Origin of the sequence: Streptococcus panodentis, assembly GCF_017884005.1 — a bacterium.
Lineage (GTDB): Bacteria > Bacillota > Bacilli > Lactobacillales > Streptococcaceae > Streptococcus > Streptococcus panodentis.
On the sequence record NZ_QFAY01000016.1, the window covers coordinates 54,238 to 67,761 of the forward strand.

At 49.0% G+C, this 13,524-nt stretch carries 12 protein-coding genes; 3 read left to right on the forward strand and 9 right to left on the reverse strand.

The annotated features are described in order from the left end of the window. Nucleotides 1-71: 71 nt before the first annotated feature. On the reverse strand, nt 72-914 hold the full coding sequence (locus DHL47_RS08250) for an undecaprenyl-diphosphate phosphatase (RefSeq protein WP_128836432.1): 843 nt from the start codon (nt 912-914) through the stop codon (nt 72-74). Between the two features lie 252 nt (nt 915-1,166). Then, nucleotides 1,167-3,062, reverse strand: coding sequence for a DUF2207 domain-containing protein (locus DHL47_RS08255; protein ID WP_209551538.1), 1,896 nt, complete (start codon nt 3,060-3,062; stop codon nt 1,167-1,169). Between the two features lie 131 nt (nt 3,063-3,193). Here DHL47_RS08255 and DHL47_RS08260 point away from each other — a divergent pair, with 131 nt between their 5' ends. Further along, nucleotides 3,194-4,759, forward strand: coding sequence for an ABC transporter substrate-binding protein/permease (locus DHL47_RS08260; RefSeq protein ID WP_209551539.1), 1,566 nt, complete (start codon nt 3,194-3,196; stop codon nt 4,757-4,759). After that, on the forward strand, nt 4,756-5,496 hold the full coding sequence (locus DHL47_RS08265; RefSeq protein WP_209551540.1) for an amino acid ABC transporter ATP-binding protein: 741 nt from the start codon (nt 4,756-4,758) through the stop codon (nt 5,494-5,496). Before DHL47_RS08260 ends, DHL47_RS08265 begins: the two co-directional genes overlap by 4 nt. A 299-nt stretch (nt 5,497-5,795) precedes the next feature. Here the strand turns inward: DHL47_RS08265 and DHL47_RS08270 are convergent, their stop codons facing one another. From DHL47_RS08270 to DHL47_RS08295, 6 genes are all read right to left on the reverse strand, one after another. Continuing rightward, complete coding sequence (locus DHL47_RS08270) at nt 5,796-6,011, reverse strand: capsule biosynthesis transcriptional regulator (protein ID WP_128836441.1); 216 nt, start codon at nt 6,009-6,011, stop codon at nt 5,796-5,798. Nucleotides 6,012-6,119: 108 nt separating this feature from the next. Beyond that, nucleotides 6,120-7,013 carry an SPFH domain-containing protein gene (locus DHL47_RS08275; protein ID WP_164828406.1) on the reverse strand — a complete coding sequence of 298 codons (894 nt, stop codon included), beginning with the start codon at nt 7,011-7,013 and terminating at the stop codon, nt 6,120-6,122. A gap of 103 nt (nt 7,014-7,116) precedes the next feature. Next, the gene (ilvA, locus tag DHL47_RS08280) at nt 7,117-8,367 is read right to left on the reverse strand and encodes a threonine ammonia-lyase IlvA (protein WP_209551541.1); all 1,251 of its coding nucleotides are present in this window, start codon (nt 8,365-8,367) and stop codon (nt 7,117-7,119) included. Between the two features lie 152 nt (nt 8,368-8,519). After that, a complete protein-coding gene (gene ilvC, locus DHL47_RS08285) occupies nt 8,520-9,542 on the reverse strand; it encodes a ketol-acid reductoisomerase (protein ID WP_128836447.1) in 1,023 nt (340 codons plus the stop codon). A gap of 65 nt (nt 9,543-9,607) precedes the next feature. Further along, a complete protein-coding gene (gene ilvN / locus DHL47_RS08290) occupies nt 9,608-10,084 on the reverse strand; it encodes an acetolactate synthase small subunit (RefSeq protein ID WP_128836449.1) in 477 nt (158 codons plus the stop codon). Next, nucleotides 10,077-11,777 carry an acetolactate synthase large subunit gene (locus tag DHL47_RS08295; RefSeq protein WP_128836452.1) on the reverse strand — a complete coding sequence of 567 codons (1,701 nt, stop codon included), beginning with the start codon at nt 11,775-11,777 and terminating at the stop codon, nt 10,077-10,079. The genes ilvN and DHL47_RS08295 overlap by 8 nt, the downstream gene beginning before the upstream one ends. 564 nt (nt 11,778-12,341) lie before the next feature. On the opposite strand from DHL47_RS08295, the gene DHL47_RS08300 reads away from it, so the two are divergent. Then, complete coding sequence (locus DHL47_RS08300) at nt 12,342-12,695, forward strand: hypothetical protein (protein WP_209551542.1); 354 nt, start codon at nt 12,342-12,344, stop codon at nt 12,693-12,695. 78 nt (nt 12,696-12,773) lie between these two features. On the opposite strand, the gene DHL47_RS08305 is transcribed toward DHL47_RS08300, so the two are convergent. After that, nucleotides 12,774-13,388, reverse strand: a complete 615-nt coding sequence (locus DHL47_RS08305) for a LuxR C-terminal-related transcriptional regulator (protein ID WP_420853838.1) — start codon at nt 13,386-13,388, stop codon at nt 12,774-12,776. Between the last annotated feature and the right edge of the window lie 136 nt (nt 13,389-13,524).

A 13,524-nucleotide genomic window follows, 5' to 3' on the forward strand; every position in this document is an offset into this window, starting at 1 on the left:
TTCATCCTCTTTGAAAATCGACGATGACCAGACTGAGGCAAAAAAAGAGGCTGGGATTTCCCAACCTCTTATCAGGCAAAGAGAGCCTTAATGGCTGCATACACTAAGAGCAGAGCCCCTAAGCCAATCCGATACTGACCGAAAATAGTAAAGTCGTGCTTTTTGACATAGTCTGTCAGGAAGCGGATGACATACAGGCTGACCCCGAAAGCAACGCCCATAGCCACCAGCAGCAGAAACAGCTGGCCCAAGCCCAGCGTATTGCCCTTCAGTATGAACTTGAGAATCTTTACGCCGCTGGCACCGAACATGATGGGAATGCCCAGATAGAAGGTGAACTCTGTCACAACCGAGCGGCTGACACCATTGAGCAGACCGCCGACAATGGTCGCACCAGAACGGCTGGTCCCCGGAAAGAGGGACAGCACCTGAAAGAAGCCGATGTAAAGAGCGGTTTTATAAGGCAGTTTGGCCAATTCTGTAACAGCCGGCTCCTCATGCTGGCGCTTCTCCAGATAGATGAACGCCGCACCGTAAATAATCAGCATCAGCGACACAGAAACCAGATTGTAGAAATGAGCCTCAAACCAGTCATCCAAGAAGAGACCGATAAAGGCTGCCGGAAAAGCTGCCACAACAACTTTGGCCCATAGCTGCCAGGTCCTGCGGACTTCCCGTGCGGACTTGCTGGCTTTAAAAGGATTGAGCTTATCAAAGTAAATAACCACAACCGCTAGAATGGCACCCAGCTGGATGACGACATTGAACATTTCCATGAAGGCCGGATTTTCATCCTTGTACTTGATAAAATCCTGAATGAGAATCAGGTGGCCGGTACTGGAAATGGGCAGCCATTCCGTAATGCCCTCGACCATTCCGTAAATAATCGATTTTAAAATTTCAATAATAAACATTAGATTACTCCTGCAACAGCTTTAACATTTATTATATCACATTTTCAGCCGAAAAAGGCTTAAAAACTGTATTTCTGCATAACTTTACCCACTAAAAGACTTTGGCCGTCATGCGCTTTTCAGGCTGTCTGAAGATTGATTCGGAAGGCCTGCAAAACATTGCCTCGATTGACAGCAAGCGCGTCCTCCGTCTGGCAAAGCCGCCGTCATTTTCTGGATTTTGGTCAGTTTGGGCAAAAGGCAAGCCGGGAGTTAGAAAGCACCCCCGCCGCCACCGCCGCCGCCGCCGGAAAAGCCGCCGCCAGAACTGCCGCTGGATGAAACAGAGAAGTTGCTGGCTGTCGAGGCCACATGCCCATAATTGGAGAAGCTGTGAGAAGTGCTGTAAAAGAGAGTATAGAGATTGGCCTGCACATAACTGTCCATTGACGGGTTTTGCAGGCGGATCTGGCGCAGCCTCATGACCTTGCTGACACGGTCGGCATAGCCGAACAGCGTTGCATAGACCAGCAGGCGGTTCCAGAGAATAATTCCCTCAATCTCCGTCTTGTCCAGATGGGCAATATCCCGCAGCATATTGGAAAAGCTGGTCCAAAGATGGTAGTCATAGGCCCCCTTCTCATTCAGAATACCGTCCCGATAATAACGGCTAAACTTGGCGAGCAGAAACAGTCCCAGCAGCAGGGCCAGCAGAGCCAGCGGAATATAGTACCAAACAAATCCGCCCTTAGACAGCAGGAAGAAGAAAGAAACAACCGAGAGAAGCAAAGAAATGCAGCTAAGGGCAAGGGCGGTCCCCAGCCTCCTTTTTTCTGATTTGCTCAGCGGGCGGTAGTGATTGAAGAGCTTCAGACGCTTGATTTCAGAGCGTACTTTCTTAGACAGGCTGCTCAGGCTGCTGCCAAAAATTGATTTGATCCGATTGCCAATCTGCCGAACCCTGTCTTCATCTGCTGAAGACTTATGCTTATACAGGTCTTCGGAAATCTGATACTCTGCAAACAGCTCCTTGACACCGGACTGCTCCTTGCTGCCGAAGGCCATTTTCAGAAATTCCTGCTCAAATTCAGCCAGGTTCTCACGGGAAGCAATCTGCAGGACTGGATTGTCAGCATCACCTGCGAGCTGCAGATTGCCCCGGTCCAGCAAATCCAGCAGACTAGCCTGCACCATGTTTTCAAAACTGAGCGCAGCCCCGACGCTTCCGGAAGTTGGATTGACCTCCTGCATATCCACCGAATAGACATTGGCCGCCAGAACCAGAGGCGCCAGGTCCTGAGGCGCTTCATACAGGCGGGCATTCTTAGGAAAAGATTGTTTGGGTTTGATTTGATGGGCAAAAAACAGATAAACCGAGCCAGCAGCCAGCAGCAACAGCAGGCCCAGCAAAGGGAGATAGATTTCGCCCAGCTGACGATAGAAGACCGTATCACGGGCAATCTTGGCCTCCGTCTGCTTAAAGGTATCCAGATAATTACTGCTGCCTTCAGCTAGAGGCACCTGAGAGAAGGCCTGACGGTCCCAGTAGCCATGGAGTTCCACATTGTCCCCTGAGCCCAAACCGCTCAGCTTGACCTCATAGTCTCCTTGCTTTTTCTCAATCAGAGCCGGCCGGCTGAAATAGCCGGTATGGACAAAGAGGTCGGTCTGATTAAGGCCCGACGGCAGACCGGAAACGGTCAGGGTCACTTCCCTCATCCCCTGATCCCAGTCACTGATCGGTGTCCAATTCAGCTCAGCAATATCCTTATGCAGAAACAGCAGATTGTTCAGCTGCCAAGTCACTGTGACGACGACGCTGTCGCCATCGCTGCCTGCATTGTAAATCTTGACCTCATAACCGTCACCCAGATCTTTGATCTCCGGCCGGATATCTCCGTCAGGCTGCCCATTGGTCTCCGCGCTCACCAGAGGCTGCGCATCAATAGCAAAGCCAGCAGGCATCTTGCCGGCCGAACCCAGCGAGACAATCTGTCCATTGTAACTATCATTGAAATGATAGCTTACCCTCTCTGTATAAGTAGCCGTATTGTCCGCATGCAGCTCCAAATCCCCCTGATAAGCCGTAATATCATAATCTACAGCGGATACCCTGCCAGCGAAGAAGAAAGTCAAAAAGAAGACCAATCCGTACAAATATTTTTTCATCGAAACACATCCTTTCCATACACTTTGCTCTATTATATCATTTTTATCAAGTAAGGGTTTACCAAGATTGAAAAGTGCAGCATTTTTCGGTAGAATAGAGGGAACTCTCATTAGATAAGCAGGAGAAATCCATGAAAAAAATTTTTATCACACTGTTTACAGGCCTCCTCATCGCCTTAGGAACTGTAACAACCATTCAGGCAGACGACTACCTCCGTATCGGAATGGAAGCTGCCTACGCCCCATTTAACTGGACTCAGGATAATGATGCCAACGGCGCCGTTAAAATCGACGGAAGCAATCAATATGCCAACGGTTACGATGTGCAGATTGCCAAGAAAATTGCCGAGAAACTGGGCAAGAAACCGCTCGTTGTCAAAACTTCCTGGAACGGCTTGATTCCAGCCCTGACCTCCGGCAAGATTGACATGATTATCGCCGGGATGAGCCCGACGGCTGAGCGCAAGAAAGAAATTGCCTTTTCTGACAGCTACTACACCAGCGAGCCGGTTGTTCTGGTCCGCAAAGACGGCAAATATGCGAATGCTGAGACCTTGGAAGATTTCAGGAACGCCAAGATCACCTCTCAGCAGGGCGTCTATCTCTACAATCTGATTGAGCAGCTGCCCGGCGCTAAGAAAGAAACCGCCATGGGAGACTTTGCCCAGATGCGCCAAGCCTTAGAATCCGGCGTCATCGACGGCTATATCTCTGAACGGCCGGAAGCCTTGACCGCTCAAGCAGCCAACTCCAAATTCAAGATGATTCAGTTTGAACAGGGCTTTGCAGTCGGTCAGGAAGACGCTTCAATCGCCATCGGTATGCGCAAGAACGACAGCCGTATAGAGCAGGTGAATGCTGCCATTGCTGGCATTTCAGCGGAAGAGCAGGTCAGCCTCATGGATGACATGATTGCAAAACAGCCCGTAGATACGAATACTGCAGACTCAGAGGAATCTTTCTTCAGTCAGGTCGCCAAGATCCTCAAGGAAAACTGGCCGCAGTTCCTGCGCGGAGCTGGTCTGACCCTGCTCATTTCCATCACCGGTACCATCGCAGGTCTCGCCATCGGACTCCTCATCGGCGTTTACCGGACCGCACCGGCTTCTAAGAATAAACTCCTCGCCCTGCTGCAAAAGCTCTTCGGCTGGTTCTTAAATGTCTATATCGAAATTTTCCGCGGAACCCCCATGATTGTTCAGTCCATGGTCATCTACTACGGAACAGCTCAGGCTTTCGGCATTTCCATCGACCGGACTATCGCTGCTATTTTCATCGTGTCTATCAATACCGGTGCTTATATGAGCGAGATTGTCCGCGGCGGTATCTTTGCTGTTGACAAGGGGCAGTTTGAGGCTGCAACAGCACTGGGCATGACCCACGGCCAGACTATGCGCAAGATTGTCCTGCCGCAGGTTATCCGCAATATCCTGCCGGCAACCGGCAACGAATTTGTCATCAACATCAAGGATACTTCTGTCCTCAATGTTATCTCCGTGGTAGAGCTCTATTTCTCCGGAAATACCATTGCTACCCAGACCTACCAATATTTCCAGACCTTTACAATCATCGCCGTCATTTACTTTGTCCTGACCTTTACAGTCACGCGTATCCTGCGCTATGCTGAACATCGCTTTGATACAGACAATTACACAACTGGTGCCAATCAAATGCAGACAGGAGAACTGAAATCATGACAGAAACCATCTTAGAAATCAAACACCTGAAAAAATCCTACGGTGAAAACGAGGTCTTAAAGGATATTTCCCTGACCGTTCACAAAGGGGAGGTCATTTCCATTATCGGCAGCTCCGGAAGCGGAAAATCCACCTTCCTGCGCTCGATTAATCTCTTGGAGACACCGACGGATGGAGAAATCTTCTACCGCGGCAAGAATGTTCTGGACCAGAATTACGACCTGACCCACTATCGGGAAAAGCTGGGCATGGTGTTCCAGTCCTTCAATCTCTTTGAAAATCTCAACGTTCTGGAAAATACTATCGTGGCCCAAACGACCGTTCTCAAAAGAGAACGCTCTGAAGCAGAAAAAATCGCCAAGGAGAACCTCGACAAGGTTGGTATGGGGGAGCCCTTCTGGCAGGCCAAGCCCAAGCAGCTCTCAGGAGGACAGAAACAGCGGGTCGCTATCGCCCGGGCCCTTTCCATGAACCCCGATGCTATTCTCTTTGATGAGCCGACTTCTGCTCTGGACCCTGAAATGGTCGGAGAGGTCCTGAAGATTATGAAAGATCTGGCTCAGGAAGGGCTGACCATGATTGTCGTCACCCACGAGATGGAATTTGCCCGCGATGTCTCCAGCCGGGTCATCTTTATGGACAAGGGGGTCATCGCCGAAGCCGGCAGCCCTCAGGAAATCTTCAGCAATCCTAAAGAAGAACGGACCAAGGAGTTCCTGCAGCGTTTCCTGAAATAATACAGCCGTTCAGCTTGTCTTTTCTCACTTTGTTCGCTTGAGAGCGGGACAGACTCCCATGATGGCTGCGTCCTCACCCGCAGAGGGAGGCAGCTTTTAGAAGATACCGTACAAAAAATCAGTCAGACGGAGTCGTCGATGCTGCCCGCAAATCCTCGTTTCTAGCTGCTGACCTGAAAGGCGGTGGGACGACGGAATAAAAGATAAACGAAATGACGATAAAACAAAAAAATAAGACGATGAGCAATCATCGCCTTGTTTTTTTATTTAATGAGCATCAGGCTAGGCCTGCTTGAAGATTAGTCTTCGAACTTTTCATGGTTTTTGTCGTAGAAATCAATCAAGCCAAGGGCTGTTTCAAAAGAGATGTTCTTTACTTTTGCACGTCCTTGAGCAAGAGCAATAATAGACATCTCACGTGCGTTTGTTTCTTTACTAATACGGTAGCCAGTGATTTTCTTATCACGAACCCAACTAACAACTGATTCTACTTTATCAAAATTTGATTTCGCCATTTCTTACTCCTCTCTATTCTAGTTACATTAACAACTATAATTGTTTTTATACAGTTTGTCAACTTAAATAAACTAGATTCAAACAAATTAAATAATTCTGAATATTCTTTATTTTGCTTTGAGGGCTGAAAGTATCTGCGTTCTGATGCTTTCGACCCCTTCTGGATTAGCAGGAAGGAAGAGGGTATTGCTGTTAGGATTGTCCGCAAAATTGTTTAAAGTATCCAAATATTGATTGGTCAAAAGAATGGACATAATCTGTTCTTCTGACAGTTCAATATTGGCCCCTTTCAATTCCTTGATGGAATCTGCCAATCCGTCAACAATTGCTTTCCGCTGCTCTGCGATACCGACCCCGTGGAGACGGTCCTTTTCAGCTTCCGCAGAAGCTGCTGTGACAATTTTAATCTTGTCTGCTTCTGCCAATTCCTGAGCAGCCACGCGCTTGCGCTGGGCTGCATTGATTTCGTTCATTGACTGCTTGACTTCAGCGTCAGGCTCAACCTTGGTAATCAGGGTTTTGACAATGATATAACCGTAAGTCGACATTTCTTCTGCCACCTGCTTTTGCACTTCCAGGGCAATTTCGTCTTTCTTTTCAAAGAGCTCATCCAGAGTCAGCTTGGGCACTGAGGAGCGCAGAGCATCTTCGATATAGGATTTGATTTGAGCTTCGGGCCGCATGAGTTTGTAGTAAGCATCAATCACGTTATTTTCATTGACACGGTACTGGGTCGCAACATTCATGGTTACAAACACATTGTCCTGCGTCTTGGTCTCAACGATAATTTCACTTTGCAGCAAACGCAGCTGAACCCGGGCTGCTATTTTGTCAATTCCTAAAGGCAGACGAAAATTAATCCCACTGCTGCTGGTCTTATTGTAGCGTCCAAAGCGCTCAATAATCGCAACAGACTGCTGGCGGACAACATATACTGAACTAATCAGCAACAGCAGAGCAATCACCAGCAGTATGACAAAGAAAAATGGGATAAAAAACATATTCAAGCCTCCTTGATTCAATATAGTATATTCTAGCACACTTAATTTCAAGTTTCAAATAAAAACATACAAATTAGGCTAAAATATTTTGACAGTCTGACATCTAGACCAGCATATTGTACAGCGTCTCATTTCCATTCAGATTGATAAAGGAAGGATCAAACTGTTCAATGCGGTTAATCAAGCCGGCATAGTCATGTTTGTCAGCCAGAGCAACCCCAATCAGGACCGGCCCAGTCCCCTTGCTGGCCCGCTTGATGTATTCAAAACGGGTAATGTCATCATTAGGACCTAAGATATCATTGACAAACTCACGCAGGGCCCCCGGCCGCTGCGGAAAATTGACAACAAAATAATGCTTAATCCCATCGTAGATCAGAGCCCGCTCCTCCATCTCCGGCATGCGGTTGATGTCATTGTTGCCGCCGGAAATGATGCAGCAGACGGTCTTGCCCCTGATGTACTCGCGCAGCACTTCCAAAGCTGCAATACTGGCCGCTCCGGCTGGCTCCGCTATAATCCCCTGCTTAGAGTATAGATCCATGATGGTCTCTGAAATCAGTCCTTCATCAACCCCAATCAGGTTTTCTACATTTTTCTGCGTAACCTCATAGGTAGAAGCTCCTACCTTCTGTACAGCAATACCGTCAGCAAACTTGTCGATATCCTTCAGCTTGACCGGTCCGCCTGCCTCAAAAGCAGCCTTCATACTGCGGGCACCGTTGGCTTCTACACCGATAACCTCTATCTCCGGCCGAGTATCCTTGATATAAGTAGAAACCCCCGAAATCAGACCGCCGCCGCCAATCGGCACGAGAACTGTATCAAAATCAATAGATTCCCGGCCGGCTTCGTCCAAAATCTCGTAGGCAACGGTCCCCTGTCCAGCCTGAACATCTTCGTTATCAAAAGGATCAATGAAGGTGCGGTTTTCAGCTCTAGTGTAGTCAATGGCCGCTCTGGCTGAAGCATCAAAGGTGTCGCCTACCAGCTTGATTTCTGCAAAATCGCCGCCAAAGAAACGAACCTGACTGATTTTCTGCTGCGGTGTCGTAATGGGCATAAAAATGGTTGCCGGAATCTCCATTTCCCTGCAGGTATAAGCCACCCCCTGAGCGTGGTTGCCCGCAGAAGCACAGACAACCCCTCGCCTGCGCTCTTCTTTATTCAGCTGGGAAATAGCATAGTAGGCACCGCGGATCTTAAAGGAACGAACCCGCTGCATGTTTTCTTTTTTCAGATAAATCTTGGCACCATACTTCTCCGACAGGTAATGATCGTAGTCCAGCGGAGTATTGACAACAACGTCTTTTAAGACTTTATGAGCATGAACAATATCTTTTGCCCTCAGCATGTTTTTTCCTTTCTGGGATATTTGTTTTTACTGATTCCAAGCAAAACAAGGGGCTGGGAATTTCCATTCCTACCCCTTTTTTGTATCGGTTGGGACTGTTGCCCGGAACGATTTTTCGCTGAGAATCTGTATTTAGAAATAAATAGCGGTTCTTAGTTGTAAATTTTGAAGGCGTCGTCATCATTTTTACCGACAAATGGCATAGCTTTGCGCAGTTCTGCCCCGACTTTTTCGATTTCAAGATTGGCAGCCTGCTCACGGTAGGCTGTCAGTTTTGGACGGCCGGCCTTATAGTCATTGACAAAGTCGTTGGCAAACTTGCCGTTTTGGATATCCGCCAAGACCGCCTTCATGTTTTCTTTGACTTGCTCAGTAATCACGCGCGGACCAGATACATAGTCTCCATACTCAGCAGTATTTGAGATGGATTGGCGCATTTTCTTGAAGCCGCCTTCGTAGATCAAGTCGACAATCAGCTTCATTTCGTGCAGCACTTCGAAGTAAGCCAGCTCAGGAGCGTAGCCTGCCTCGGTCAAGACTTCAAAACCAGCTTCGATCAGGGCAGTCAAACCGCCGCAGAGAACCGCCTGCTCACCAAAGAGATCTTCTTCTGTTTCTTCCTTGTAAGTTGTCTCAAGCAGTCCCACACGGGCTGAACCAACGCCTTTACACCAGTCCATTGCGATGTCTTTGGCATTGCCAGTAGCATCTTGGTAAACCGCATAAAGAGCCGGCACACCAAAGCCTTCTTCGAAGGTCCGGCGGACCAAGTGACCTGGTCCCTTCGGTGCACACATGAAGACATCCACATCAGCAGGAACCTTGATAAACTCAAAGTGGATATTGAAACCGTGAGCAAAGCCGACAGCATTGCCAGCTTCCAGATTAGGAGCGATTTCTGCTTGGTACAAATCCTGCTGGATTTCATCCGGAGCCAAGATCATGATGACGTCAGCCAGCTTAGCCGCTTCTGCGACAGTATAGGTGTCAAAGCCGTCTTCTTTAGCCTTGTCAAATGACTTGCCGGGACGAACACCGATGATGACATCGTGGCCTGTATCGCGCAGGTTCTGCGCATGAGCATGGCCTTGTGAACCATAGCCGATGACCGCGATTTTTTTGCCGTCAAGCGCTGCTGCTTTTACGTCTTTTTCGTATTCCATTGTTACTGCCATAGTGTTACTCTCTTTTCTATTTTTTTCTTGCCTGTTAGGCGGTTTTAACAAACTGAAGGGACATCCTAATCGCGGGTAAAGCCGGTTGCTCCGGTCCGGGCGATATTGCGGATGCCGTAGGGACGGATAACCCGCAGCAGAGCTTCGCTCTTTTCTGCGTCACCGGTCATCTGGATGGTAATGGAGCTGGGCGCGACATCCACCACGGTTGCCCGGAAGGGCTGGATAATGGCCAGAAGCTCCGCCCGCTTGTCAGCAGGAGCCGAAACCTTGATCAAAATCACCTCGCGCTCCAGATGGGGATGGTCGGTAATATCGCGGACGCGAATGACATCAATCTGGCGGTTGAGCTGCTTGATAATCTGCTCCACCTCTGCCAGTGAAGCCACATCAATGATGATGGTGATACGGGACACCTCTGGATTTTCTGTCGTTCCGACCGAGATACTTTCGATATTGACCTGACGTCTGGAAAGGACACCGGTGAAGCGGTTCAGAACACCTGAGCGGTTTTGAAGTTTAGCTGTCAACATTCTACGCATGGAACTTCACCCCCAACATCTCATGATTGCTCTTGCCGGCCGGCACCATTGGAAGCACATGCTCCTTGCGGGAAATATCCACCTCAATGAACATCGGTACATCCTCTTTTATGGCTTCCAAATCCTGCGCAATGGTTTCCGGATTGTCAAACTTATAGGATTTGACACCGTAGGCCTGGGCCATGAGCTGAAAGTCCGGCAGGCTGTCAAAGACCGACTCGGAAGTCCGGCCTTCATAGAAAGCCTCCTGCCACTGGCGCACCATTCCCAGCGAATGGTTATTGAGCATAATCACCTTAATAGGGACCTGATAGATATTCAGGATGGCCATTTCCTGATTGGTCATCTGGTAGCCTCCATCGCCGACAAAGAGAACGACTTCCTTATCAGGATTGGCAATCTTAGCCCCAATCGCCGCCGGCACACCGAAGCCCATGGTCCCCAGACCGCCGGATGTAACCAGCTGGCGTTCATTTTTATAAGGGTAGTACTGGGCTGTCCACATCTGATGCTGGCCGACATCGGTCACGACGATAGCCTCGCCCCGAGTCAGCTCACCCACACGCTCAATGACAGCCTGAGGCTGCACCACGCGTTCCTTCTTATCATAGGAACGCACGCGGGCTTTATCCTGCGTCACCTTATCTACCCATTTGCTGGTATTGTTGTGGACCGTTTCTTCCCTGAGCAGCATTTGCAGAGCTTTCTTAGCATCGCCGACAATGGGAATGTCTACACTGATAATCTTCCCGATTTCAGCCGGATCAATATCAATGTGGGCCACCTTGGCGTTTTTGGCAAAGGTCTTGGGATTGCCGGTCAGACGGTCATCAAAACGGCAGCCGATGCTGATCATAAAGTCCGCTTCGGTCATGGCAATATTGGCCGCGTAAGAGCCGTGCATACCGCCCATACCGAGAAAAAGCGGGTGATCCGTCGCAATCGTCCCCTGTCCCAATAAGCTGGTCACCACAGGAATCTGATAGCGCTCCGCAAAGGCAACCAAGTCAGCCGCCGCCTCTGAGTAGCTGATACCGCCGCCCGACAGCAGAACCGGCTTTTTAGCCTTAGACAGATGTTTGAGAATCTTCTTGATCTGCAGCTCATTGGGAATAATGGTCGGCTGATAGCTGGGGATGTGCAGCTTGCTGTCGTAGACAAAGTCTGTATCCAGAGCCGACACGTCTTTCGGCAAATCAATAACGACCGGTCCCGGCCGGCCTGTCGTCGCAATGTGAATGGCCTCCGTAATAATCCGCGGAATCTCGGCCGTTTCGCGCACCTGATAGTTGTATTTGGTGATGGGAGTCGTAATGCCGACAATATCCGCTTCCTGAAAGGCATCCTTGCCGATGCCGGCCTTGGCCACCTGGCCTGTAAAGACCAAAAGGGGAACGCTGTCGCTCATGGCATCCGCAATGCCGGTGATGGCATTGGTGGCTCCCGGTCCGCTGGTGACGACCGCAACGCCGATTTTTCCAGTGGATTTGGCATAGCCTTCTGCCTCATGGACACAGCCTTGCTCATGGCGGCCCAGAATATGGCGAATCCCGTCAAAATTATAAATAGCATCATAGAGCGGCAGCACAGCGCCGCCCGGATAGCCGAAAATCGTATCCACACCCAGATTTTTCAAGGTTTCCAAGACAAGTTCCGAGCCTGTCTTAGGAGCTTCTAATGTGATTTTCTCCATTCTTCCCCTTTCATTAATTTACAATTTTCTAAAAATTCAAAAAGCTTTCTACTATAATAACATTTTTGAAAAAAAATGCAAGCCATGCAGAGAAATTTTCTGATTTTTTTAACGATTTCACAATCAATGAAAAAGAAAGCAGGAAACCAGCCAAAGAAGCTCATTGTTTGACTGTCAATACAAACAGCGCCGGAATCGCTCACAGCACTGCTCGGAGGCAGCGGATAACCGATTGCTGGGAAGTCTCAGCTGTAGCGGCCTATAGCTTACGGCGGCGGAAAACCGGAGGACTGTTGGAGGACAAGGATAAAACTAAATCCAGTTTGTGCCTTCCAGCCCAAGGAACTGATAGAGCAGGTCAAAGCTGCCGACCGGGCGACTAAAAAATCGAAAGAACAGCAAAATACTGGCGCAACAGCCTTCCCTGCAAAAGCAAAAAAGGAAAGAGAGGGGGAAGGGCCTCCTCTGCCTGCGGACTGGAAGCAGCGGAAAATGCTTTTGGTTCTGGACTTCCTTATTCTTTGGTGGTATAATAAGGCTATCATCTATCCTTGGAGGCTGACGATGGAAAAATTTACCAATATTTTTAAGAGTTTAGACCGTTCTTGGCTCATCCGCCATTATCTCTTCAGCTTTGCTTTTTTCGCGCTCCTGGTCTATCTGACGGTCTCGAATCCCCGCCCCTCTTATCCAGCTCTCTTCCTTTTTCTGCTCTTTAGTCTCTTTTACCCCTTTGCTATGTTTGTCTATGAAAGCATCGTCAAGCTCGTCATGGGGGACAGCATCTTCCTCATTCCGATATTGGTCATACTGATTTGGAAAATTGTCCGTTTCTTTATGATTTGGCTCTTTTCTCTGCCCATCGGGATCATCGGCCTGATTTATCTCTATTTCGCTGTTAACCGCAAAACTGACTAAAAGCCGATAAAAAAGGCGGTGGGACAGAACTAATTTTTTAAAAATTTAGTTCTGTCCCAGCCTCCTTTTTTTATATACTCAATGAAAGTCAAAGCCATCAGCTGCTTCTATCCAGCCCTTCTCCCGGCCAATACGGACTGCCTCCGTGCGGTTTTCGGCATCCAGCTTGGTCAGAATGGCAGACATATAATTGCGGATGGTGCCGTTGGACAAAAAGAGTTTGTCGGCGATTTCTTTGTTGGACAGGCCTGCAGCTGCAGCCTGCAAAACCAGCTTTTCCTGCTGCGAAAGCGGATTGCTGCCGGTCATCAGGACTTCCATAAGCTCGGGCGAATATTCCTTCCGGCCGGCCAAGACCGTCTGGATGGTCTTCATCAAATCTGCAATACTGCGTTCTTTCAGCACATAAGCATCAACATCTGCCTTGACCGCCCGCTCAAAATAGCCCGGCCGCTTAAAGGTTGTCACGATAATGACCTTTAGCGAGGGGAAGGCCGTCTTGGCCCATTCCAAAACATCCAGAACAACCTGCTCCCCCTCTCTAAAGAGCAGCAGCTGGCACTGCCTGGCCTCAGCATGCTTGATGATATTGGTGGCCAATTCCAGCAGAATCATGCTGATGGCGGACTGCAGGCCGGGGGCCAGGCTGGCCATATTGAGCTGATTGTCCAGCAGAACCCGGATACCGCTCATCTCCAGCATGGACTGAACCGTTGCCAGCTCATCACCCAGAGTGCGCGTCTTGAGGTTGTCAATGAATCAATAACCCTGTAGCTATTTTTGTTCCTGCTAGACTGACCGCTTCTCATTTCGGCCTGACTCTAAGATT